Here is a 25,053-nt window from a genome sequence, read left to right on the forward strand (position 1 = left end):
GAAAATTGGCGGATCATGGTACGGAGGTGGTATCGTTGCGGCGCCCCACGACTCACTTCCACGCTAGCGAGAACCGACGTGACTGCACAGACTTTGCCTGTCGACCCCTTTGATCTGGTTATTTTTGGCGGCACCGGCGATCTGGCGCTGCGCAAGCTGCTGCCCGGCCTGTTGCGCCGCTATGCGATGGGCCAGTTCGGCGACGACAGCCGGATCATCGGCGTTGCCCGCGAACAGCAATCCAGCGAGGCCTATCGGGAAAAGGTCGGCGAAGCCCTGCTGCGCGCGATTGGCGACAACCACGAACTGAAGGACAAGCTGCCGGCGTTCCTGCAACGGCTGGGCTACCACGCGCTGGATGCCAACAAGGACGATGGCTGGGAAGCCTTTGCCGAGGAGATCAAATCCCACGGCGACCGCATCCGGGTGTTCTACCTTTCGACCAGTCCGAGCCTGTTCGTCAACCTGTGCAGCCGGCTGAAGGCGCACGACCTCAATGGCGGCAAGTCGCGGGTGGTGATCGAAAAACCGATCGGCCACGACTCGGCCAGTGCCGCGGTGATCAACGACGCGGTCGGCAGCGCGTTCGCCGAAAGCCAGACCTTCCGCATCGACCATTACCTGGGCAAGGAAACCGTACAGAACCTGCTGGCGCTGCGCTTCGGCAACATCCTGTTCGAGCCGCTGTGGAACTCCGACCATATCGATCATGTGCAGATCACCGTCGCCGAGACCGTTGGCCTGGAAAAGCGCGCGGCCTATTACGACACCTCCGGCGCGCTGCGCGACATGGTCCAGAACCATCTGTTGCAGCTGCTGTGCATGGTGGCGATGGAGCCGCCGGCGGCGCTGCAGGCCGATGCGGTGCGCGATGAAAAGCTGAAAGTGCTGCGCTCGCTGCGGCCGATCACCGAGGACGAAGTGTCGCAACTGACCGTGCGTGGCCAGTACCGCGCCGGCGCCAGCAGCGGCAATGCCGTGCCTGGTTATCTGGACGAGCTGGGCCGCAACGATTCGCGCACCGAGACCTTTGTCGCGCTGAAGGCCGAAGTCGACAACTGGCGCTGGGCCGGGGTGCCGTTCTACCTGCGAACCGGCAAGCGCCTGCCCGAGCGGGTCTCGGAGATCGTCATCGCCTTCCGCCAGATTCCGCACTCGATCTTCGAGCACGACGCCGGCCCGGTGATGGGCAACAAGCTGGTACTGCGCTTGCAGCCGGACGAGGGCGTCAAGCTGTGGATCATGATCAAGGAACCGGGCCCGGGCGGCCTGCGCCTGCAGCACGTGCCGCTGGACATGAGTTTTGCCGAAGCCTTCGGCGTGCACCAGCCGGAAGCCTACGAACGCCTGCTGATGGACGTGGTGCGCGGCAACCCGACCCTGTTCATGCGCCGCGATGAAGTCGAGGCGGCATGGAAATGGATCGACCCGATCCTCAACGCCTGGGAAAAGCTGCGCGAGATGCCCAAGACCTACACCGCCGGTTCCTGGGGTCCGAGCGCGGCGGTGGCGCTGGTCGAGCGCGACGGCCGCACCTGGCATGAAGACACGGTGTGACGCTGGTGAATTCCCCCGCCCCCGATTACCGCCCGCGCCTGCAACGGCACGATTTCGAAAATGCCGACCAGCTGGCGCAGGCGTTGGCGCGGCAGGTGGCCGCGGATCTGCGTGCCGCGCTGGACGCGCGCGGCCAGGCCTGCGTGGCGTTGTCCGGCGGCACGACCCCGCTGCGCTTCCTGCAGGCGTTGTCGCAACAGCCACTGGACTGGTCGCGGCTGCAGGTGACCCTGGTCGATGAGCGCTGGGTTCCGGCTGAGCATCCACGCTCCAATGCCGGACTGATCCGCCAGCACCTGCTGCAGGGGCCGGCGGCGGCGGCCACCCTGCTGCCGCTGTACCGGCCGGTCGGGCAACCGGAGGACGCGCTCACCGCCGTCGCCGCCAGCCTGCCGCCACGATTGGACGTGGCAGTGCTGGGCATGGGTACCGACGGACATACCGCCTCGTTCTTCCCGGGCGGCGATCATCTGGCCGAGGCGCTGGACCCGGCCAGCACGGCGACCTTGCTGCCGATGCGTGCCGAAGGCGCCGGTGAGCCACGCATCACCCTGACCTTGCCGGTATTGCTGACGGCCGGTCATCTGTACCTGCATATAGAAGGCGCGCAGAAGCAGGCGGTGCTGGCCGCCGCGGCCACTGGCGAAGGTGCCGGTGCCGACTATCCCATCCGCCAGGTCTTGGCTTGTCTGCCGGCGCCGCTGGCCACGTTCTGGTGTGCCTGAGCGGCAAAGTCTTGAGGCAACAGGCGTCGCCCTGCTTATAATGGTGGCCTTGTCCGCGGCCTGCGTGCCCGGCCGCCGTCGTGCAACGCCCCCGCAAAGGGCACGCACGGCCCCTGTTTTGTAGCCATGCGCGGCCACGGGTCGTGCTGCCAAAGGTGGAAAGTGCGTAACTACGACCTCGAATTTCTGAAGCATTTCTCGATGGTGATCGGCTTTCTGGCCCTGGTCACCCTGGGTCTGATCATCGGTGCCCATTACCTGCACGGCGTGCTGCCACAGGAAGTCGACCCGGCCGCGGTCAAGCGCACCGAAGCCCGCATCGCCCCCAGTGGCGCGGTCTATGCCGGCGCCACCGGTGCCGCCGCCCAGGCCGCCGCGCAGGAAGCGGCGCTGGCCGCCGCCGCCTCGCAGGTTGCCTACGGTGGCACCACCGACGGCAAGGTGATTTACGAAAGCCTGTGTGGTGCCTGCCATACCAACGGCGTCGGCAAAGCCCCGACCCTGGCCGGCGGCCAGTTCGCGGCGCGCCTGTCCAAGGGCAAGGAGACCCTGTACAAGCACGCCATCGAAGGTTTCACCGGTCCGGATGGCGGCATCATGCCGCCCAAGGGCGGCAACCCGGCGCTGACCGAAGAACAGATCCACGCCACCATCGACTGGATGCTGGCGCAGTAAAGCTGCACCATCGCCGCATGCCGATGACGCATCCTGCCAACGCCGCCTCCGGGCGGCGTTTTGCATGCTGCGGCCGTTGCCCACCGCCATGCACGCCGCCGCAGCGGCGGCCCCCGCCACGTTCCAGGACTCTTCCATGCGCCTGTATTTCGCCGCCCGCCTGCTGGCTGTTGCCGGCATGACCGCGCCGCTGCTGCCCGCGGTGGCCTCGACTGCCAGCGAACCATCGCTGCTGCGCATCGGCCAGGTCCAGGGCACTGGCGAGCGTAGCCCATTGCTCGGCCAGGAGGTGCGGGTCGAAGGCATCGTCACCGCCGACTTCCGCCAGGGGCTGGGCGGTTTCGTGCTGCAGGACATCGGCGATGACGATGCGCGGACTTCCGATGCCTTGTTCGTGCTGCTGGGCTTCCATCCGGACGCCGATGACGGCGAATCGCCACGGGTCGGCGACCGCTACCAGGTGCAGGGCCGTGTCATCGAACGCCAGGTCGGCGGCAGCAGCGTCACCGCACTGGAGCCGGCGCACCTGCAGCTGGTCAGGCGAGGCGAGGGCGTGGACAGCCTGCCATTGACCGAGCTGACCGCGCCACCGCCGGCATGGGAAGCACTGGAGAACATGCGGGTGCGGATCAACGCCGCGCTGACCGTAACCAGCACCGATCAACTGGACAAATACGGTGAACTGGCGGTGCGGTTCGGTGACCGCCTGTGGCAGGCAACCGAAGTGGCACAGCCTGGCAGTGCGCAGTACCAGCAGGTGCTGGACGACAATCGCCGTCGCGCGCTGGTGGTGGATGACGGCAGCGATCAGCGTGATCCGGCCATCATCGCTTACCTCGGCAACCGCATGGCCCCGGCCAGCGGCGCTACCCTGCAGGCGTTGGAAGGCATCGTTGACCAGCGCCACAAGGGCTATCGGCTGCAGCTGACCACGCCATTGCAGTGGACCCCGCCGGCGTCGACCGCATTGATACCGCCGGCGGTGGCCGGCAGCCTGCGGATTGCCTCGTTCAACCTCGAAAACATGTTCAATGGCGATGGCCGCGGCGGCGGTTTCCCGACCGTACGCGGTGCCCGCAGCCTGCAGCAGTTGCAGGTGCAGACCAGCAAGCTGGTCGCCACCCTGCGCGCGCTGGACGCCGACATCGCAGCGCTGATGGAGCTGGAGAACGACGGCTATGGCCCCGAATCCAGCCTGGCCCAGTTTGTCGATGCGTTGAATGCCGATGGTAGCGACTGGCGGTTCGTCGATGCCGGCCACGGCCCCGGCATCGACACCATCCGGGTCGGTCTGATCTACCGCGCCTCACGGGTGCAGCCACTGGGCCCGCCAGCGGTGCTGGAGGTCGAGCCGTTCGGCCAGCGCAGCCGGGTGCCGCTGGCGCAGGCCTTCCGTCGCGGCGACGGTCCGTCGTTCGTGGTGGTGGCCAATCATTTCAAGTCCAAGGGCTGTTCCGAAGCCGAGGGCGCCGATGCCGATCAAGGTGATGGCCAGGGCTGCTGGAACGCCTTGCGTCTGCGTTCCGCACAGCAACTGGATGCGTGGTTGAAGACCGACCCCACCGGCCACGGCGAGCGCACCGTGCTGGTCGGTGATTTCAACGCCTACGCGATGGAAGATCCGCTGCGCTGGCTGCGCGCGCAGGGCTGGCGCGATGCCATTGCCGAGGCCGGCATCGAGCACCCCTACAGTTTCATCTACGCCGGCATGAGCGGTCGCCTCGACCATGCCCTGCTCAGCCCGGCACTGGCCGGGCAGCTGCGCGGCGCCGCCGAATGGCACATCAACGCCGATGCACCGGACAGCGCCGGCTACGCCCATGGCGGCGATCCAACGTCACCGATCCGCAGTTCGGATCATGATCCGCTGCTGCTGGGATTTGATCTGTAGAGCGCAGCTTGCTGCGCTGCTTTTATGTCCGCCGCTGGCGGAATCCTGGACTCGGTCGATCAGCGGAGCAAGCTCCGCTCTACGGGTGGGGTGTTGCTCAGTAACCGGCGGCCTGGCCGTCCTTGCGGCTTTCGCTGGCGCCGTAATAGACACCGCTATCCGGATCGCGACGGATCGCCTGGTAACCACCATATGGTCCCAGCGCCCATTCCACGTGATGACCCTTGTTCATCAGTTCGCGGATGGTGGCATAGGGAAATCCGTCTTCCAGCTGGACCACGCCGCCATCGCTCATGGCCGTGGCCTGGCCGGTTGGCTCGGTCGAGCCGTCGTGCTGGATACGCGGCGCGTCGCCGGCTTCCTGCAGGTTCATGCCGAAATCGATCAGATTCATCACGATCTGCGCATGCCCTTGTGGCTGCATCGCCCCGCCCATCACACCGAAGCTGACGTACGGTTTGCCATCCTTGGTGATGAAGGCCGGGATGATGGTCTGGAACGGACGCTTGCCGGGTGCGTAGCAGTTTGGATGTGCGGGCGTCTTGTCGCAGTCCTTCAGCACGAACATCTCGCCGCGGTCCTGCAATATGAAACCCAGGCCTGGCGGCGCCATGCCGCTGCCCATGCCCCGGTAGTTGGACTGGATCAATGACACCATCATGCCGTCGGCATCGGCGGTGGTCAGGTAGATGGTGTCGCCCTGTTCCAGCTCCGCCGGGGTGCCGGGCTGGGCTTCGCGCAAGACCTTGTCGGCCGAGATCAGCTTGCGCCGTTGATCGGCGTAAGACTTCGACACCAGCCTGGCCACCGGTGCCGGCTGGAAGGCGGGATCGGCGTACCAGCGCGCGCGATCAGCAAATGCCAGCTTCTTGGCTTCGACGAACAGGTGCACATGCTCGGCGCTGCCAAACCTGATCCGGGAAAAATCGTAGCCTTCCAGCAGGTTGAGGATCTGCAGCGCGGCGATGCCCTGGCCATTGGGTGGCAACTCCCAGACGTCGTAGCCACGATAATTGCTGCTGACCGGTTCGACCCATTCGCCGTGGTGGCTGGCCAGATCCTCATAACTCAGGAAGCCACCGTTGGCCTTGAAGTAAGCATCGATGCGGCGGGCGATGTCGCCCTTGTAGAACGCGTCGCGACCACCGTCGGCGATCTTCTGCAGGGTATTGGCCAGGTTCGGGTTCTTCCACAGCTCGCCGGTGCGGGGCGCACGGCCGTCGATGGTGAACTGCTCGCTGAAACCCGGATACTTCGACAGACGCGGCACCGAACGATCCCAGTAGTAGGCAATCGTCTCGGCCACCGGATGCCCGTCGCGGGCATAGCCGATGGCCGGTGCCAACACGGCAGTCATCGGCAGCCGGCCAAAGCGATCATGCAGCGCGAACCAGCCATCGACCGCGCCCGGCACGCTGACTGGCAACGGCCCGGTCGGCGGAATGTCGCTGATCCCATGCTGGCGGAAATAATCCAGCGTCAGCGACTTCGGCGAACGGCCGGAGCCGTTGTAGCCGTAGAGCTTGTCGGTTTTCGGATCCCAGACGATCGCAAACAGATCCCCGCCCATGCCGTTGCCGGTCGGTTCCATCAGGCCGAGCGCGGCGTTGGCGGCAATCGCCGCATCGACCGCGCTGCCGCCCTGCTTCATCACGTCCAGCGCGATCTGGGTGGCCAGCGGGTGCGATGTCGCCGCCATTGCATGCGGCGCAATCACCTCCGAACGGGTGGCGAAGGTTTCACCGGTAATCCGATCCGCTGCCGCCACTGGCACGGCCAGCAGCAACAGCGACGACAAGCCCAGTGCACACAGGCCGGCAGCAGAATTGAACATCATCGGTTTCCAGATCGGCGGGTGCCCATCATGCCCCAGTTGCGCGGCACCTCATGGCCAAGCCGGCGGATCGGCCTGCCAGGCCGCCAGGACCTGAGCAAGGACATCGCGGTCCTTTTCGCTCCAGCCCGGCAGCAGCGCCGGATAATTGGCCGCGCTGTTCCACTTGAGCGGTTCGGTGCGCACCGCGGCGGCATACCACTGCAATGCTTCCGGCTTGCGATCCAGCTGCCACAGCACCAGCGCCAGCGTCGGTGGCGCCCAGGCCGGATCGCCGAAGCGGTTGGTCAGGTTGCTCCACTGCGCCAGCGCCGGTTCCAGCTGGCCGCTGCGATACAGATCCCAGCCATAGTTCCAGCGCAGCGAGCGCGCCAGCGGGCCACTGTCTTCGGTACTGGCAATAGCCTGCTCGTACAACTGCTGGCCCAGTTCGTTGCGGCCTTCCTGCATGGCCAGATGGGCCAGTTGGCCGCTGGCTTCGACCGCCTTGCGACCGCGGCCGCGCTCACGTTCGCGGACCAGTGCCTGCGCCAGCGCTTCGCCCTGCAGGTCGGCGACCACCACCACCGGCCGCGCGGTATCGGTGTCTTCGTCGAAATAGAACTCTTTGGGTGTCTGCAGCGGTTCGGCAGAGACGGCGAAGCTGACCTGAGACAAGACAAGCAACAACAGGGCCGGAGGCCCGAAAACTTTCAGTAACGACATGTGTTCCCCCCAACAACAACGTCCTCCCGACCCCATCCTAACCGCACTGGCGCACGGATTGGGAGAGACCCAAGTCTCAAAACTGGCCGCTGCTACAATTCACGCCATCGCGTCCGGACCTCCGGATTTCGCCAGCCGCTCGCAAGGCAAGCCATGACCAGTACTGCTGAACTCACCTCTCCCGCGTCCGCCACGGCCTTGGGAGGCGCTCTTGATACCGATTACACCCTCGACCATAAATACACCCGCCGCGATGGCCGCATCTACCTGAGTGGGGTGCAGGCGCTGGTGCGGTTGCCGTTGATGCAGCGGCTGCGGGATCAGGCCCAGGGATTGAATACCGCCGGCTTCATCAGCGGCTATCGCGGCAGCCCGCTGGGCGGCTTCGACCTGGAACTGTGGCGCGCACGCAAACACCTGGATGCGGCGGCGGTGAAGTTCGTGCCGGGCTTGAACGAGGATCTGGGCGCGACCATGGTCTGGGGGACCCAGCAGACCAATCTGTTCCCCGGCGCCAAGGTCGATGGCGTCTACGCGATGTGGTACGGCAAGGGGCCGGGCGTGGACCGCTGCGGTGACGTGTTCAAGCATGGCAACGCCGCCGGCACCTCGCGCCACGGCGGCGTGCTGGCGCTGGCCGCGGATGACCATGCCTGCCGCAGCTCGACTTTGCCGCACGGCTCGGAAGACGAATTCGTCAGCGCGATGATGCCGGTGCTGAATCCGGCCGGGGTCCAGGACATCCTCGACATGGGCCTGGTCGGCTGGGCGATGAGCCGCTACACCGGCCGCTGGGTCGGCTTCAAGACCATCGCCGAGACCGTCGAGTCATCGGCCTCGGTGCAGGTGGATCCATTCGCCCGCCAGATCCTGCTGCCGGAGGATTTCGAGATGCCGGCCGCTGGCCTCAGCATCCGCTGGCCTGACCCGCCGATGGATCAGGAAATGCGCCTGCATCGTTACGCGGTGCGGGCGGCGCAGGCATTCGCGCGGGCCAATGGCCTGGATCGCATCGTGCTGGATTCGCCACGCGCCCGGCTCGGCATCGTCACCACCGGCAAGAGCTACCTGGACGTGCTGCAGGCGCTGGAATACCTGGGCCTGGACGAAGCCGCCTGCGCCGACATCGGCATCCGCGTGTACAAGGTCGGCATGACCTGGCCGCTGGAACCGGTCGGCATCGCCAACTTCGCCAAGGGCCTGGAAGACATCGTGGTGGTGGAGGAGAAGCGGGCCTTCATCGAGCGCCAGATGAAGGAGTACATGTACAACTGGCAGCACGGGGCGCGGCCGTCGATCGTCGGCAAGTACGACGAGGCCGGCGACTGGATCCTGCCCAGCACCGGCGAGCTGACCCCGGCCACGATTGCCGGCGTGATCGCCCGCCGCATCCAGCGCTTCTACAGCAACGAGTCGATTGAACAGCGACTGCGCTGGATGGAGGAAAAGGAAGCGGAGATGTCGTTGCCGCGGGCCAATTTCCCGCGTGTGCCGCATTACTGCAGCGGTTGTCCGCACAACACCTCGACGGTGGTGCCGGAAGGATCGCGCGCGCTCGGCGGTATCGGTTGCCATTACATGGTGACCTGGATGGACCGCAGCACCGACACCTTCACCCACATGGGCGGCGAAGGCGTGACCTGGGCCGGGCAGGCGGCGTTCACCGATACCCCGCATGTGTTCCAGAACCTTGGCGACGGCACCTACTTCCACAGCGGTTCGCTGGCGATACGGCAGTCGATTGCGGCCAAGGTCAACATCACCTACAAGATTCTCTACAACGACGCGGTGGCGATGACTGGCGGCCAGCCGGTCGACGGCACCATCAGCGTGCCGCAGATCGCGCAGCAGATGCGCGCCGAGGGCGTGCAGACAATCGTGGTGGTCAGCGACGACATCGGCAAATGGTCCAAGCGCGAACTGTTCCCGGAAGGGGTCGAGTTCTTCGATCGCAAACAGCTCGACGAGGTCCAGCAGCAGCTGCGCCAAGTCAAGGGCACCAGCATCCTGATCTACGACCAGACCTGCGCCACCGAAAAACGCCGTCGCCGCAAGCGCGGCAAGATGGTCGATCCGCAGAAGCGGGTGATGGTCAACTCGCTGGTCTGCGAAGGTTGCGGCGATTGCGGGGTCAAGAGCTTCTGCGTGTCGGTGCTGCCAAAGGAAACCGAATTCGGCCGCAAGCGCAGCATCGACCAGTCGAACTGCAACAAGGATTATTCCTGCGTCAGCGGCTTCTGCCCCAGTTTCGTCACCGTGCACGGCGGCAGCGTGCGCAAGGGCAAGCGCATCGACGCGGCATCGCTGCTGGACAACCTGCCGGCGCCGGTATTCAAGGCCGACTTCAAGCGGCCGTGGAACATCCTCATCACCGGTGTCGGTGGTACCGGCGTGGTCACCATCGGTGCGCTGCTGGGCATGGCCGGGCACTTGGAAGGCAAGGGCGCCAGCGTGCTGGATCAAACCGGGCTGGCGCAGAAGGGCGGCGCGGTCACCACCCATATCCGCATCGCCGGCACTCCCGAAGATATCCACGCCGTACGCATCGCCGCGGGCGAAGCCGACCTTGTACTGGGCTGCGACATGGTCGTGGTCAACGATTACTGGGTGCTGTCGAAAGTCCGCGGCGAACGCTCGCAGGTGGTGTTGAACACCTACGAGGCAATGCCGGGTACCTTCACCACCCATCCCGACATGCAGTTCCCGGCCACCGACATCGTTGCCGGGGTCAAGGTCGCGCTGGGCGGGCGCGATCCGCTGCTGGTCGATGCGACCCAGCTGGCCACTGCACTGCTCGGCGATGCCATCGCCAGCAATCTGTTCATCCTCGGCTACGCCTGGCAACAGGGGCTGGTGCCGCTGTCGTTCGAGGCGATCATGCGTGCGGTCGAGTTGAACGGCGCGGCGATTGAAATGAACCAGAAGGCATTTGCCTGGGGCCGGCTGGCGGTGGTCAATCCGCAGGCAGTATCGGAAGCGGCCGGACTCATCCACAACACCCAGACCGAAGCCGAGCGCACCCCGCAGCAGCTGCAGCCATTGCCGCCGGGCGAGTGGGAAAGCAGCGAATGGGGCGCCAACGCCGCACCGCGCGCGCTGCGCAGCGAACCCGAACTGCGTGGCCTGCAGCAACACGCCAGTAGTGCAGGCGGCGAGGTCAGCTTCCTGCCGCTGGATGATCAGCGCTTGTCGCGTTCACTGGATGAACTGATCCAGCGTCGCCAGCAGTTCCTCACCGATTACCAGGACGCCGCCTATGCCAGGCGTTACACCACGCTGGTCGAGCGCGTGCGCAAGGCCGAACACGCGGTGGCCGCAGGTTCGACCGCGCTGACCGAAGCGGTCGCCCGTTATCTGTTCAAGTTGATGGCCTACAAGGACGAATACGAAGTGGCGCGGCTGTACACCAGCGGCGACTTCCAGCGGCGCCTGCAGCAGCAGTTTGACGGCGACTACCAGGTCCGCTTCCATCTGGCACCGCCGCTGCTGGCCAAGAAGGACGGCAACGGCCGTTTGATCAAGCAGGAATACGGCCCGTGGATGTTCACCGCATTCAAGTGGCTGGCGAAATTGAAATTCCTGCGTGGCGGTCGCCTGGATCTATTTGGCTATACCGAGGAGCGTCGCCAGGAACGCCAGCTGATCGAAGATTATGTGGCCACGTTGGAGCGGCTGCTATCGTCACTGGATGCCGACAAGCTGGGGCTGGCGGTGGAAATCGCTAGCATTCCCGAACACATCCGCGGCTATGGCCACGTCAAGGAAGCGCATCTGCACCAGGCCAAGGCGCGTGAGGCCGAACTGCTCAAGCAGTGGGACAATCCGCTACGGATCGTGCAGGCGGCCTGATCGCGGACTTGCCCAGCGAGCCACCACGCGGATCAGTGCGTGGTCGGCTCGCACTTGCTTTTGCCGCCCCACAGGCGACTGAGTCGCAATGAAGAGTCCTCGCAGTCGCTGACCGGCGTCGTCGCCGGTGCCTGTTTGGCCATCTGCGCGGCCGCACGCTGCTTCTGCAGCGCGGCTATTTTCTGGCGGATGCCCGGCATCATCGCCATCGCCGCTTTTTCGCCCTGCAGAATGGCGTTGTTGCGTTGTTCGAAATCGGCCGGGCCGATGTCGTTGACCTGTGGCCTGATCACGATATCGGCGCGCGCCAGTTCCTGCGCGCCGAGTTTCTGGCCCATGATCATGATCGATTGGTTGACCACGCCGAGCATGCTGGCCGGGGTCTTGCCATCGGCCTTGCTGGAAATGTCCACCGCGATGACGAAATCGGCGCCGAGCTGGCGCGCCGCATCGACCGGCACCGGGCTGACGATGCCGCCGTCGACATAGTGGTACTTGCCAATCGTCACCGGTTCAAAAATACCGGGGATGCTGCTGGACGCACGTACTGCCTGGCCGGTGTTGCCGTACACGAATACCGTGCGCTCACCGGTTTCCAGCTGGGTCGCCACCACCGCCAGCGGCTTTTTCAACTTCTGAAGTGGGCGTCCGCCCACCAGTTGATTGACGTAATCCTGCAGTTTCTGGCCCTGCACAAGCCCGCCGGAGAACAGGCGCACATCGCGGATGCTGCTTTCATCCAGCGCGAATGCCTTCTGTTGCATCTCGAACGCATCCATGCCGCTGGCGTACAACGCGCCGACCACACTGCCGGCGCTGGTGCCGGATACCACCACCGGTTCGATGCCATTGGCTTCCAGCATCTTGATCACGCCGATGTGGGCAAAGCCCTTGGCCGCGCCACCACCGAGGGCGATGCCGACCCGGATTTTGGCGACCGGCGTGGCCGGCTTGGCCAGCGGCGCCGGCGGCGGCGCCGGCCGGGTGTTGCCGCCGCATGCCGTCAGCGCCAGCGCGGCGGACAACAGCAGCAGACGAATGACAGTGGCGCGCTGGCGGAGCAGGGGATACATGGCGGTTTCGCTTGAGCGACAGGAGGGAGACGGAGACTGCGGCGCAGCATACACAGCGCCGCCCCAACCGAATCTGTCGGCGCCGTGGCTCAGAAGCTGTTGTCACCATCCAGCAGCCGGCCCAGCCCGCCCAGCACCGAGCCTTCGCCGCGATTCTGGCCGCCGGCCTGCGGCGCCGCCTGCAGCATGCGGCCGGCCATCCGCGAGAACGGCAGCGACTGGATCCAGACCTTGCCCGGACCGGTCAGCGTGGCCAGGAATACGCCCTCGCCGCCGAAGAACATGCTCTTGATGCCGGCGACCCGGCGCACGTCCATGTCGACGCTGCCGTGATAGGCGACCACGCAACCGGTATCGACGTCGATGCGTTCGCCGGCGGCCAGCTCGCGTTCGACCACGGTGCCGCCAGCATGTACGAACACCCAGCCGTCGCCTTCGAGCTTCTGCATGATGAAACCCTCACCGCCGAACAGACCGGTCAGGATCTTGCGCTGGAAGGCGATGCCGATCGACACCCCGCGCGCGCCGGCCAGGAAGCTGTCCTTCTGGCAGATCAGGCGACCGCCGTGCTCGTCCAGCTTCAGCGCCAGCACCGTGCCTGGATAGGGCGCGGCAAAGGCAACCTTGGCCTTGCCCTGGCCGCCATGGGTGTAGACGGTGGTGAACAGGCTTTCGCCGGTGACCACGCGCTTGCCGGCCGACAGCAGCTTGTCCATCAGCCCGCCACCCTGGCCGCTGTGCGAACCATCGCCGAACAGGGTGTCCATCTGCACCGCCGAATCCTTGAACATCAACGCACCGGCTTCGGCAATCGCGCTTTCGCCCGGGTCCAGCTCCACTTCGACGAACTGCATGTCGTGGCCGACGATGCGGAAGTCGATATCGTCGGCGCGCTGGCGTGAGCCGCTGCTTCCCGGCAGGGGTGGCAGATGCGGTGGAGCACCGTTGTTGCCGGCCAGCTCCGGCAGGCTGCGCGCGGGCTTCCATTCGCTCATGCCTTCGCGCCAGGCCAGCGCTGCAGGATTGGCCTGTGCATGCCGGCATGCGGCCTCGTCGTCGAGCGGACCGGTGCGCTGCTGGGACTCGGGACTGTGGAAATACCAATGGCTCACGGCGGGTTCCTTGCAGGGGATGAAAGCAACAGCATAGCGGCGGCGATACCGCCCGCACCTGTCGCCAGTCATGGCCGATGGCGGCCCTGGTTGGCGTGATTCAGCAGCAAAAACATACCGCAGGCGTCCCGCGGGTATGGAATCTGGCCGATTTCCGCACCAGGTGGCGGGGAATGCTAAAAATTCGTTGAATCCCGTCCTGCTGTATTGCAACATCCGTGTGCTAGGGCCATCGGCCCTCCTTCGCCAATCCGCCCATCTCCGGAAACCCACCCATGTCCCAGAGTCGTCGCGCCCGCGTGCGCCCGCATCGCCTTGCCATTGCCGTTGCCGCGCTATTGCCGGCCGCCAGCGTACTGGCCCAGCAGAGTCCCACCGAAACCGCTGTTGCCGATAGCACCACGACCCAGGCCAGTGCATCGACCCTGGACACCGTGCAGGTGACCGCCCAGCGCAAAGTCGAGAACGTGCAGGACGTGCCGGTATCGATTTCCACGGTCAGCAGCGAGAAGCTCGACGTGCTCGGCTCCGGCGGCAACGATGTCCGCTTCCTGTCTGGTCGCGTGCCCAGCCTGAATATCGAATCCTCGTATGGCCGCGCCTTCCCGCGCTTCTACATCCGCGGTCTCGGCAACACCGACTTCGATCTCAATGCCTCGCAGCCGGTGTCGTTGATCTATGACGAAGTGGTGCAGGAAAGCCCGCTGCTGAAAGGCTTCCCGGTATTCGACCTGGAACGCATCGAAGTACTGCGCGGCCCGCAGGGCACGCTGTTCGGCCGCAATACCCCGGCCGGCGTGGTCAAGTTCGAATCGGCCAAGCCGTCGCAGGAATTTGGTGGTTATGCGCAGCTGTCGTATGGCACCGACAATATGTGGAACTTCGAAGGCGCGGTCGGCGGCCCGCTGACCGAGCGCTGGTCGGCGCGCGTGGCGGCGTTGTACCAGCGCAAGGAAGACTGGGTCACCAACACCTACGAGCCAGGCCCGGACCGTGGCGTCGAAGGCTATGACGAAAGCGCCGCGCGGGTGCAGTTCCTGTACGAAGGCGACGCCCTGGAAGCGCTGTTCAACCTGCACAAGCGCCACCTCAACGGCACCGCGCGCCTGTTCCGCGCCAATATCATCAAGCCCGGCAGCAACGACTTCGTCGATGGCTTCGACAAGGACGAAGTCAGCACCGACGGTGTCAACTTCTCCGACCTCGATACCTGGGGCGGCAGTGCGCGCCTGCGTTGGGACCTGGGCGACTACAACCTGTATTCGATCACCGGCTACGAAACCGCCGAGTCGCTCAACCGTGGCGATATCGACGGTGGCTACGGCGCGGTGTTCCTGCCCGACTCCGGCCCCGGCGTGATCCCGTTTGCCTCCGAGTCGGCCGATGGCCTGCCGGACCACAGGCAGATTACCCAGGAATTCCGCTTGGAGTCCGACTACAGCGGCCCGTTCAACTGGCAGGCCGGGCTGTTCTACTTCAACGAAGACATCACCATCGACAGCTTCAACTACGACTCGTTGACTGCCGGCAACCCGCAGGCCGGGCACGCCATCCAGCAACAGGAAAACACCGCCTGGGCGGTGTTCGCTAGCGGCGAATACCAGGCCACCGACAAGCTCAAGCTGCGCGGTGGCGTGCGCTACACCCAGGATGAAAAAGACTTCAGCGCCAGCATCCTGGAAGCGGCACCGTTCGGTGCGCCGGTCGGTGGTCCGTACACCGTCAATACCGATGTCGATGACGTCAGCTGGGATGCCAGCGCGGTGTACGCGATCAATGATGACGTCAACGTCTATGGTCGTGTCGCCAATGGTTTCCGTGCGCCTTCGGTGCAGGGCCGCCTGCTGTTCGCCGCCGCCGATGCGCCCAACGGTGGCGTCTCGACCGCCGATTCGGAAGACGTGATCTCCTACGAAATGGGAATCAAGGCCGACCTGTGGGACAAGCGCGCGCGGCTGGGTTTCAGCGTGTTCCGTTATGACGTGGACGGCCAGCAGATCATCGCCGTCGGCGGTGGTTCCAACACCGCGACCCTGCTCAACGCCGACAAGACCACCGGCCAGGGTTTCGAACTGGATCTGGAAGCCTATATCGTCGACAACCTGCTGGTGACCCTGGGCAGCAGCTACAACGACACCGAGATCAAGGACCGCAACCTGACCGTGCCCGGCTGCGGCGGCGGCTGCACCGTCACCGATCCGCCGTTGCTGGATCCGGTAACCGGTGCCGCGACCGGTCGCTACTACATCAACGGCAACTCCCTGCCACAGGCGCCGGAATGGGTACATAACCTGACCGCCCGCTACGGCATCCCGATGGGCGATGGTTCGGAACTGTATTTCTACACCGACTGGGCCTATCGCAGCGAAGTCAATTTCTTCCTCTACGAATCGGTTGAATTCACCGGCAAGTCCTCGCTCGAAGGCGGCCTGCGCATCGGCTATGGCTGGGACTACGGCAACTACGACGTCGCCGTGTTCGGTCGCAACATCACCGACCAGACCCGCATCGTCGGTGCCATCGACTTCAACAACCTGACCGGCTTCATCAACGAGCCGCGCACGGTTGGCGTCGAGTTCACCGCTCGTTTCTGAAGCCGGACGCTGGGCATTCAATATGCCGAGTGATTGCATATGGGGTCGCAGACATCGACCCCATCCCTGCAATCAACGTCATTGGTGATGGCCGATTGAAGATCGCGACGGGATCGTGGTCAGACAACAATGACGCATTGCATCATGCCCTTTGGTGCAATGGCGATGTGCCGCGGATGGGCTCAGCCTGATACCTGCTGGTCAATATTTGACCGAACAACCGCAGGAGATTGGCCATGGCTGGTTCGACGCTGTGCTTCTTTTCGCTGTGCCGCGGTTCGCGCAGGACCGTTTTGCCAGGCTGGGCCTGGTTGCTGCTGGCAACGTGTTCACTGCTGGCGTCTGCCAGCGCCGATGCGCTCGATTGTGGCAGTGACAACGGCTATACCTGCACAGGTGTCGAAGCGCAGTATGCAGGTGGCTTCAATCCCGGGGTCGGTAGTGGTGGATTCGGTGGCGGCAGCTGTACTGCCAGCCGCACGCCGGTGGTGTTCATCCATGGCAACGGCGACAGTGCGATCAGTTTCGACGTGCCTGCGGCGAGTGTGGCCGGGTATCTGACGCCGGCAAACTCGGTGTATGAAGAATTGAAGGCACGTGGCTACAACGACTGCGAGCTTTTCGGCATCAGCTATCTGGATGCCGATGAGCGGGCAACGCCGCAGTACAACTATCACGAGCCGGCCAAGTACGCGATCATCAAGGCCTTCATCGACAAGGTGAAGGCCTATACCGGCAGCCAGCGTGTCGACATCGTTGCGCACTCGATGGGCTCGTCGATGGCGCTGGCGATGCTGCGCTACTACGGCTACCAGGCCAATGTCCGGCGCTTCATCAACATCGGCGGTGGCCTGCGCGGTCTCAATACCTGTCATGCCACCGGCTATCAGTCGGCATACGCACCCACCTGTAATGCCGAGGCTTACGTGTGGCCTTACAACGCCTATACCTTCGGCTTCTATCCGAGCAGCGGGGCTGCCTATTACGGTTACAACAGATGGACCGGCAGCGGCAGTGACAGCTTGCGGGCGATGCCGGCGATGTACCCGGACATCCAGTACTACACCATCACTGCCGGCGCCCACGATCAGGTGCACTGCTTCACCACCAGCTATTCGGGCGGATGCAGCAGCGGCGCCCTGTTCAACGCACGCAGCAACGTCAAGGCACAGGTCGATATCGGCACTGGCAGCAGCGCCTATGCCTATGACTGGGATTGGCGCGATGGCAGCCCGTACAATCTCGGTGGCGGCGACACCAGCAACGGCGTTGGCCATTTCCGCTCCAAGAGCAACGCCGGGCGCATCATCTACAACATGCTGGCGACGACCTGCAGCAGTGGCTGCGCCAATGGCTATATCGGTGTAAACGGGCCAGCGATCAATCGTTGATCTGCCGGCATCAGCGGCGATAACGTCGCGATGTGGGTAGCTGGCGCGTCGACCGCTGGCTGCTGCGGACGGCAGGCCCGACGGTCGTCTCCGTTATCCATTGATGATGACAGCGCTCAGCGCATCCATGGCGGCTGCGCTGAGTCACCTACTCAACACGCTGGTTGCTCAGCCGTGATTGCCGACCAGGCGCCGGGCATCGATGCGCAGCAGCAACAGGGCGCAGGCAAGCAGGCCCAGATCCTTGAACAGGAACAGGCCAGTGAAGTTGCCGAAAGGAAAGCCGCCATTGTCGCGAAACACCTCCACGAACAGGATCAGGCTGCAGGTGACCACGAAGGTGCCGGCTGCCAGCAACGCGGCGATGAAGCCGGCCCTGGCCGAGCCGATGCCTGCCAGCAACAACAGGCCGATGATGATTTCCACGACCCCCAGGCTGTTGGCGAAACCGACCGGGCCGAGTGCTTCGAGGGCGATGTTCAGCATCGGATGCGGAGCCACCACGCCGGCCAGTTCCAGGGCGTCGTCGACATGGAACTTGCCGATGCCAAACAACAGGAACACACCGGCAAACAGCAGCCTGGCCAGATTATCGGTGGCTTTTTGCGTTGCAAGGAATGCAGCAATCCGGCGCATGAGTCTCTCCTTTGGTCAGTGGGGTTTCCAGGCACGCCTTGCAAGCACGCGCGGCTGGCTACGCTTACAGCACCAACTCGCCACCATCGACCACCAGTACCGAGCCGGTCATGAAAGCGGCAAGATCACTGGCGGCGAAGAACACCGTGCGGGCGACTTCATCGGCTTCGCCGGCACGGCCCAGTGGAATGCGTCCGATGAATGCCTCAAGTGCCTCGCGGCTTTCTTCGCTGCCGGCGAGCCCGGCTTGCACCCCCGGGGTGTTGATCAAGGTCGGTGCGATGGCCATCACTCTGATGCCATGCGGCGCCAGATCCCGCGCGAAGGCCTTGGTCGCACCTGCAATCGCGTGCTTGCCGGCGACGTAGTGCGCCGAGTTGGTCGCGGCCACCAGCCCCGATACCGAAATCATGTTGATGATGACGCCGCCGTTGGCATTGCCAAGCATCGCCTTGGCCGCGTCGCGGGCGGCGAGGAACATGCCGCGCTGGTTCAAGGACATCAACCGGTCGTATTCGGCATCGGTGATGTCCAGGGTCGGGATTTCGGGAAAAATACCTGCGTTGTTGACCCAGATGTGCAATCCACCGAAATGGGAGACACACTGTGCAATGGCCGCGCGGACGGCGTCGGCGTCCGCACTGTCGACACCGATGCCGATGGTCCTGACGCCGAAGTCAGCCTGGATCCGGCTGGCTTCCCGCTCGCAGGTTTGCTGATCGATATCGAGCAGGGCCACGTCCGCTCCAGCCTCGGCCAGCCGTCGGGCGCTGGCCAGGCCGATGCCTTTGGCTGCGCCGGTGACGACGGCAACGCGGTCGCGGAGACTGCACAGATCAGTCAACGGTCGTTCAACACCAGATGTTGTCACCGGCATGGATGCTTCCCTTGCTTGCTTGAGATGCTTCCAGCTTAGTGATGCGCGTGGCCATCAACCAGCAGTGCAGCGGCGAATTTCATCATGGGATCGCGATGACGGGGAAAAACCGCGTCATAGTGAGGGTCCGCAGCGCTTGCTGGTCGCGGATATTTGTGAGGCAAGGTTCAATCACAGGATGTGCGGCCTACTCCGTCTCACATTGCAGGACCGGATGGTGCCGTGAACGCTGCGCAGTCGGCAGCATCCATCACCGCACAGACATTGCCGAGCGGTTGCCACCCGGTTTGGTATCTGTCGGCAGCAACGGTTACTGCACGCCTTGAATCGCCATCGACAGCGCGCTGGCTTCGGCGGCGCAGTCGTGCTCCGGAACGGCGTGCTGCTGATGCAGACGGCTGACTTCGATTCGTGCCGCAGCCACATCGGCCTGGTAGCTCGGATTGCTCTGCAGGCGGGCGAAGGTCGCGGTCGCCATGTTGCGACCCTGCCAGACATCGCTCTGCCAATGGACGTTGCAGACCAGCCGGCTTTCACCAAACGCACGCGCACGCGCCAGCAAGGCATCGGTGTGCTGCGGATCCACCTGGGTCAGCACCAGCCCCCACATCCAACCGATCGCGGTGTGGCCGGAAGGATACGAGCCGTTGCCACGCAGCGCGGTTTCGTCGGCGGGCGTGCACAACGGCTGCTCATTGCGCATGAACGGACGCACCCGCTGGTACTTGTTCTTGGCCGCGTTGGTGGACAGTGCCGCATCCATGAAGCTGCGCCGCAACAGCCGATACAGTGCCGGTGAGCGTGCCTCGTCGACCGGTAACCCGAGCGCGCAACTGAAGCTGCTGGCGGCATGCGGGAAGCTCAGGTCGGCATCGCTGATCGCCTGCTGCCAGCGAGGTGTATCGCGCAGCGCCAGGGCCGCGTGGCTGACCGCGACATCGTTGGCATAGACCGCTGAATCCCCGGCGGGCACCACCGGCACCAGGGCCAGACTGTCAGGCAATTCGCCCGCTTGCAGATAGCCGGCGGGGACGCCTGGCCGGATTTCCGGCACCGCCTGCACGCCTGCGCTGGGCGTGGTCGTGCACGCGGCCAGGGCAACCAGCAGCAGACCGGCGGCGGCCGATGCCCTGTGCTTGGCGATCATGGATATCGAATGCTTCATGGCTGGCCTCGCGACGGTGGGCTGGACGGGTCGGACAATGCCGCACGCAGTGCATCGAGTAAAGCGCCGTCATCCTGCTGGTACTGCCAGAACATCACCCCGCCCAAACCACGCGCCTTGACGAAGTTGGTCTTGGCCGCCAGCGCCGCCGGGTCTTCGTAAGTGAGGAAGCTGCGCTGCTGCGGATTCCACAGATAGACCGCCTGCGCGCGCGCATCCCAATGCCGGGTGAAGCCATTCCTGTCCAGATACTGCGACTGGATGTCACGCCAGGAAACAAACGCCGCATGTGTCCTGTAAGGCTGATCGAGGCCGTTGTTGGCATCGTTGACGCCAGTGAACAGACGACCGTAGAACGCCGCGCCGACGTTGAGCTTGTCCGGTGGTACGCCGGCGGCCAGGTACTGCTCCACTGCGGCGGCGGTCGAACGACCATCGGCTGGCGCGGTCGCCGACGGCCACAACGACGCATGATGGCCGGTGGTCGCGGTCAGGCTGCCGTAGAAGTCGTAGGTCATCAGGTTGATCCAGTCCAGCAACGGCGTGATCGTGGCGATGTCCAGGCCTTGCGCGGCTTCGCCATCGGCGGCGGCGATGGTCAGCAGATAATGGCGGCCGTATTGCCGGCCCAGGGCATCCAGTCGCTGGCGAATCTGCTGCAGCAGGCGGCTGAAATTGTCGCGATCAGCAGGGCTGTGGCTGATGCCTGGACCGGGCAGGGTCGGGTATTCCCAGTCGATGTCCAACCCGTCAAGCGCATGCGCGGCAATCAGATCCGCGGCGCTGTCGGCGAAGCGTTGCCGGGCCTCGGCGGTGGCGGCGGCCTCGGAGAAGTTGCCCGCGCCCCAACCGCCTACCGACAACACGATGCGCAGCTGCGGATTGGCCTGCTTCAGCGCCACCAGCGTGGCCAGCGAGGCGCTGGCGGTATCGCCGGGCAGGAACACGGCATGACCGGCATCGACCTTGGCGAAGGCGAAATTGATGACGTCCAGCTTGCGTGCATCGATGTCCGGCAGCTGCGCATCATCGACGACATAACCGATCACTTGGTAGCGGCCAGACGCCGCCGTGTCATCGGCACTGGCCAGCAGCGGCGTCAGCATCAGCAACCATGCCAGCCACGCGCCGCGCAGACGGCCCCGGTCGATTGAAAACGGATTTCGCATGCATCCCCACAAGGTCACGGCCCCGCAAAGTGCGGGGCCACACTATAAGGCCTGCTCAATCACGTTTGCGCCCTGACCCGTGGGCAAAGGTGCACGCAGACGCACCGTTAGCGGTCGTGGTCCTGCTCGCCAGGTGCATCGCGGGTGCGTTGTGCAGGAAAACGCAGCACCACGCCACCTGCCCGCGTGTCATCGGCTGGCCGCTGCCACAACACCGGCACATCGTGTGGCGCCGGTGGCTCCAGCTCATCGTTGGCCGGCACCATGTCCAGCTCTTCCTCGTCTTCCCAGCTGTAGCGTTTGCGTGGCAGTTGCGGATCCAGCTTGCGGAAAGCGATGGCCGCGATCAGTCCACCGATGGCCCCGCCCATATGCGCCTGCCACGACACCCCGGGCTCGCGCGGCAGGATGCTCAACACCATGCCGCCGTAGAACAGGAACGCAATCATGCCGGCGGCAATCGCCGCCCGGTCGCGACGCAGCAGGCCGAGGGCGAAGACCATGAACATCAGGCCGTGGGTCAGTCCACTGGCGCCAAGGTGGTGCGATCCGGCATCACCCAGCAGCCACGGTCCAAGACCCGCGCCCAGCCACACCAGCGGTACCGCGAACAGGGTCGCGCGCGGATACACGCTGCCGGCGAGGGTGCCAAGAATCAGCAGCGCCCCGGCGTTGGCGGTGATGTGCTCCAGCGAGCCGTGCAGCAGCGGCGCGGTCAGGATACCGAGCAGTCCTTCCGGTACCTGCGGGGTGATGGTCAACGCGCGCCAGTCGAAACTGGCCTGGGCCGAGAACATCAGCACCAGCACCAGCACGAATACCAGGCTCACGTTCAGTGCGCGGCGCAGGCGGCTGCGGTCCAGCAGGCGCTGGCGTTCCGGGTCCAGCGAAGTGTGGTGTTCAGGCAGTTTCATGTTCAAGCAATGGCGGCGCTGGTGCTGATTGCAAGTGTGGGCGGGCGGGATTCATCATCCCGCAGCACCGCAAATCCTGCCCGCCAATGGCCACCCGATGTCGCCACGGCAGCGCTTGCAGGCGGCCGTGGCGGGGTCCGTGGCGCATGGCTCATTCCGCCGGCTTGGCCGGCGCCGGCTTCAGCAGGCTCAGCACCACCGTGGCGCCAATGATCAGCACCACCGCTGCCAGCGATACCAGCACCGGAATCTTGAAGATGTCGATCAGCAGCATCTTGCTGCCGATGAAGCCCAGCACCAGCGCCAGTCCGTACGGTAACAGGTGGAAGCGGTCGGCCATGCCGGCCAGCAGGAAGAACATCGCCCGCAGGCCGAGCACCGCGAACACATTGGAAGTCAGCACGATGAACGGGTCAGCGGTGATCGCGAAAATCGCCGGGATGCTGTCGACCGCGAAAATCAGATCGGTCACCCCGATCAGCACGATGACCACGAACAAAGGCGTGTACCAGCGCTTGCCCTGCTCGATCACGGTCAGGCGGTCGCCGTGGTAGCCGGGAGTCAAGGGCAGGTGCCCGCGCATCCACTTCAACGCCGGATTGGCTTCCAGATCCGGCTCCTTGCCGGCGGACATCCACATCTTGATCCCGGTCAGCAGCAGGAACGCACCAAATACATACAGAATCCAGTGGAACTTGGCCAGCAGCACCGCGCCGGCGAAAATCATGATCGCGCGCAGCACGATAGCGCCGAGCACGCCGATCACCAGCACCCGCTGGCGCTGCACTTCCGGCACCGCGAAATAGCTGAACAGCATCAGGAACACGAAGATGTTGTCGACCGCGAGCGATTTCTCGACCAGATAGCCGGTCAGGAATTCCAGCCCGACCCGGTTGGCCAGCACCGGCCCGGCGGTCTCGTGCAGGTACCACCACAGCCCGGCGTTGAAGGCCAGCGCCAGTGCCACCCAGCCCAGGCTCCACAGCAGTGCCTCCTTGAAGGTCACCCGGTGCGCGCCGCCGTGGCGCATCAGCACCAGATCCACCAGCAACGCGGCCACCACCAGCACCGCAAAACCGCCCCACAGCCAGATATTGCCAATCGTTTCCATGTGTCGTCCCGAAAAATGAAAAAGCCCCGAACCGCTGGGGTCGAGGCTTAACCGGATGGCGCGTGGGCAGCATCGGGGTCGGACCTTTCGCCTGGGCGGCGAAGGTCTTGCTCACAGGCCCGGCGGGCCTGCTGCCGGACCGGAGACTGACGCGCGGACGCGGGTACTCGTAATGACGGCCACAGCACTGGGAGCTACTCCCCTTCTGAGGCGGCATTGTTCACATTACAGCGGGCCAACGTCAAGCGGACCGGTAGAATGGCGTTCATGAACACGCCCACTTCCCCCGCCGCCGTCCCCACCGTCCGCCTCAAGAACGCCTGGCGTTCCAGCCATCCGTGGATATTCCAGAAACTGGTCGAAAAGCCGGCGCAGAAGCCCAAGCCCGGCAGCATCGTCGATGTGGTCAACGTCGACGGCGAGTGGATCGGGCGCGGTTTCTACAATGGCCATTCGCGGATTGCGCTACGCATCCTGGAAACCCATCCCGAGGTGCCGGTCGATGCCGGCTGGTTCTCGCGCAAGATCGCGCAGGCGGTCGAACTGCGCCGCGACGTGCTCAAGCTGGACCAGGTGTCCAATGCCTGGCGGGTGGTGCATGCCGAAGGCGATGGCCTGTCCGGGCTGGTGGTCGACCGGTACGACGATCTGCTGGTGGTCGAGTTCTTCAGCGCCGGCATGTACCGCCATCGCGAATGGATCTATGACGCGCTGCGCGAACAGTTCCCCGGTGCGCGTTTCTACAGCTTTGCCGAAGAGCATGTGCAGAAGCAGGAGAGCTTCGACTATCGGCCCGTCTACAGCGGCAGCAGCGACACGCCGGAACCGGCCATCATCAGCGAATACGGCGTGCGCTTCCGCGCCGATCCGGCCGGCGCGCACAAGACTGGTTTCTTCGCCGACCAGCGCGAAAACCGCGAATGGCTGTCGCGCCAGGTGGCCGGCAAGCGGGTGCTGGACCTGTGCTGCAACACCGGTGGCTTTGGCGTCTACGCCAAGGTCCGCGGCGCCGAGGAAGTGGTCGGCGTCGACATCGACGAGGACGTGATAAGCATCGCCAAGGGCAATGCCAAGCTCAATGACGTGCGATTGAAATTCGTCCAGGCCGACATCTTCCCGTGGCTGCGCGATGCCGCCAACGCCAGGGAACAGTTTGACGTGGTGATCCTGGACCCGGCGAAGATGACCCGTGATCGCGATCAGGTGATCAGCGCACTGAAGAAATACCTGGACATGAACAAACTGGCGCTGGGCGTGGTCAAGCCAGGCGGCCTGTTCGCCACCTTCTCATGCACTGGCCTGGTCGCCGAGGATCAATTCCTCGACATGCTGCGCCGCGCCGCCTATTTTTCCGGCCGCACCATCCAGATCCTGAAAGTCGCCGGCGCCGGTGCCGATCACCCGTTCATGGCCCACGTGCAGGAATCGCGCTATCTCAAGGCGGTGTTCTGTCGCGTACTGGATTGACTGGGGATACGGGGCAGGATCTCCCCCCTTGAACGGGGGAGGGAGCAAGTCAGAGGGTTTCCGTCCGTTTCACCTTGCAGGCATGCATCGAAGTACGGACTACTCAAGGGAAGCTCTGGACAAATCAGTATTTCTCGTCATATCGGCGGCTTTCAATGGCCGGTCATGTCGGATCATCCAGCCTTTGCCAATCAATAAAGTGCCAGTGCTGGATCCCGGCGTTCGCCGGGATGACGACATTGTTCAGAGATTCCCAAGCGCATGAGGTTCTTGCATGCGAAGTTCTACCCCCTCCCCCGTTTACGGGG

At 64.5% G+C, this 25,053-nt stretch carries 18 protein-coding genes; 8 read left to right on the plus strand and 10 right to left on the minus strand.

Annotated elements, in window-relative coordinates:
• Positions 1–78: 78 nt before the first annotated feature.
• The 4 genes from zwf (at position 79) to ABB29_RS01215 (ending at position 4,848) form a co-directional block, all read left to right on the plus strand.
• Positions 79–1,557: a glucose-6-phosphate dehydrogenase gene (zwf, locus tag ABB29_RS01200; protein ID WP_057656770.1), complete on the plus strand. Its 1,479-nt coding sequence runs from the start codon at positions 79–81 to the stop codon at positions 1,555–1,557.
• 5 nt (positions 1,558–1,562) lie between these two features.
• The gene (gene pgl / locus ABB29_RS01205; RefSeq protein WP_245622505.1) at positions 1,563–2,282 is read left to right on the plus strand and encodes a 6-phosphogluconolactonase; all 720 of its coding nucleotides are present in this window, start codon (positions 1,563–1,565) and stop codon (positions 2,280–2,282) included.
• A 162-nt stretch (positions 2,283–2,444) separates the two neighbouring features.
• Entirely contained in the window at positions 2,445–2,957 is a 513-nt protein-coding gene (locus ABB29_RS01210) for a c-type cytochrome (RefSeq protein ID WP_057656771.1), read from the plus strand.
• Between the two features lie 136 nt (positions 2,958–3,093).
• On the plus strand, positions 3,094–4,848 hold the full coding sequence (locus ABB29_RS01215) for an ExeM/NucH family extracellular endonuclease (protein WP_057656810.1): 1,755 nt from the start codon (positions 3,094–3,096) through the stop codon (positions 4,846–4,848).
• Positions 4,849–4,945: 97 nt separating this feature from the next.
• Here ABB29_RS01215 and ggt read toward each other — a convergent pair whose 3' ends face one another.
• Both ggt and ABB29_RS01225 read right to left on the minus strand, forming a co-directional pair.
• Complete coding sequence (gene ggt, locus ABB29_RS01220) at positions 4,946–6,682, minus strand: gamma-glutamyltransferase (RefSeq protein ID WP_057656811.1); 1,737 nt, start codon at positions 6,680–6,682, stop codon at positions 4,946–4,948.
• A 51-nt stretch (positions 6,683–6,733) separates the two neighbouring features.
• A complete protein-coding gene (locus ABB29_RS01225) occupies positions 6,734–7,348 on the minus strand; it encodes a tetratricopeptide repeat protein (protein WP_245622506.1) in 615 nt (204 codons plus the stop codon).
• Positions 7,349–7,540: 192 nt separating this feature from the next.
• On the opposite strand from ABB29_RS01225, the gene ABB29_RS01230 reads away from it, so the two are divergent.
• On the plus strand, positions 7,541–11,236 hold the full coding sequence (locus ABB29_RS01230) for an indolepyruvate ferredoxin oxidoreductase family protein (protein ID WP_057656773.1): 3,696 nt from the start codon (positions 7,541–7,543) through the stop codon (positions 11,234–11,236).
• Between the two features lie 32 nt (positions 11,237–11,268).
• On the opposite strand, the gene ABB29_RS01235 is transcribed toward ABB29_RS01230, so the two are convergent.
• Positions 11,269–12,309 carry a patatin-like phospholipase family protein gene (locus tag ABB29_RS01235; RefSeq protein ID WP_057656774.1) on the minus strand — a complete coding sequence of 347 codons (1,041 nt, stop codon included), beginning with the start codon at positions 12,307–12,309 and terminating at the stop codon, positions 11,269–11,271.
• Between the two features lie 89 nt (positions 12,310–12,398).
• Positions 12,399–13,421, minus strand: a complete 1,023-nt coding sequence (locus ABB29_RS01240; protein ID WP_057656775.1) for a TIGR00266 family protein — start codon at positions 13,419–13,421, stop codon at positions 12,399–12,401.
• Positions 13,422–13,696: 275 nt separating this feature from the next.
• On the opposite strand from ABB29_RS01240, the gene ABB29_RS01245 reads away from it, so the two are divergent.
• Together ABB29_RS01245 and phaZ7 are read left to right on the plus strand one after the other, a co-directional pair.
• Complete coding sequence (locus tag ABB29_RS01245) at positions 13,697–16,015, plus strand: TonB-dependent receptor (RefSeq protein WP_057656776.1); 2,319 nt, start codon at positions 13,697–13,699, stop codon at positions 16,013–16,015.
• A 236-nt stretch (positions 16,016–16,251) separates the two neighbouring features.
• Positions 16,252–17,406 carry an extracellular native short-chain-length polyhydroxyalkanoate depolymerase PhaZ7 gene (gene phaZ7, locus ABB29_RS01250; RefSeq protein WP_057656777.1) on the plus strand — a complete coding sequence of 385 codons (1,155 nt, stop codon included), beginning with the start codon at positions 16,252–16,254 and terminating at the stop codon, positions 17,404–17,406.
• Between the two features lie 168 nt (positions 17,407–17,574).
• Here the strand turns inward: phaZ7 and ABB29_RS01255 are convergent, their stop codons facing one another.
• From ABB29_RS01255 to ABB29_RS01280, 6 genes are all read right to left on the minus strand, one after another.
• Positions 17,575–18,042, minus strand: a complete 468-nt coding sequence (locus ABB29_RS01255; RefSeq protein ID WP_057656778.1) for a DUF417 family protein — start codon at positions 18,040–18,042, stop codon at positions 17,575–17,577.
• Positions 18,043–18,106: 64 nt separating this feature from the next.
• Positions 18,107–18,919, minus strand: a complete 813-nt coding sequence (locus tag ABB29_RS01260; RefSeq protein WP_083487326.1) for an SDR family NAD(P)-dependent oxidoreductase — start codon at positions 18,917–18,919, stop codon at positions 18,107–18,109.
• A gap of 310 nt (positions 18,920–19,229) precedes the next feature.
• Positions 19,230–20,084 (minus strand): acid phosphatase, encoded by an 855-nt coding sequence (locus tag ABB29_RS01265; RefSeq protein ID WP_245622507.1) that lies wholly within the window; start codon positions 20,082–20,084, stop codon positions 19,230–19,232.
• Complete coding sequence (locus tag ABB29_RS01270) at positions 20,081–21,253, minus strand: glycoside hydrolase family 18 protein (RefSeq protein WP_057656781.1); 1,173 nt, start codon at positions 21,251–21,253, stop codon at positions 20,081–20,083. Before ABB29_RS01270 ends, ABB29_RS01265 begins: the two co-directional genes overlap by 4 nt.
• A gap of 107 nt (positions 21,254–21,360) precedes the next feature.
• Positions 21,361–22,167, minus strand: coding sequence for a rhomboid family intramembrane serine protease (locus tag ABB29_RS01275; protein ID WP_057656782.1), 807 nt, complete (start codon positions 22,165–22,167; stop codon positions 21,361–21,363).
• 151 nt (positions 22,168–22,318) lie between these two features.
• Complete coding sequence (locus ABB29_RS01280; RefSeq protein ID WP_057656783.1) at positions 22,319–23,278, minus strand: TerC family protein; 960 nt, start codon at positions 23,276–23,278, stop codon at positions 22,319–22,321.
• A 258-nt stretch (positions 23,279–23,536) separates the two neighbouring features.
• On the opposite strand from ABB29_RS01280, the gene ABB29_RS01285 reads away from it, so the two are divergent.
• Positions 23,537–24,745 (plus strand): class I SAM-dependent rRNA methyltransferase, encoded by a 1,209-nt coding sequence (locus tag ABB29_RS01285; protein ID WP_425414707.1) that lies wholly within the window; start codon positions 23,537–23,539, stop codon positions 24,743–24,745.
• Positions 24,746–25,053 lie beyond the last annotated feature (308 nt).

Source organism: Pseudoxanthomonas dokdonensis, assembly GCF_001431405.1.
Taxonomy (GTDB): domain Bacteria; phylum Pseudomonadota; class Gammaproteobacteria; order Xanthomonadales; family Xanthomonadaceae; genus Pseudoxanthomonas_A; species Pseudoxanthomonas_A dokdonensis.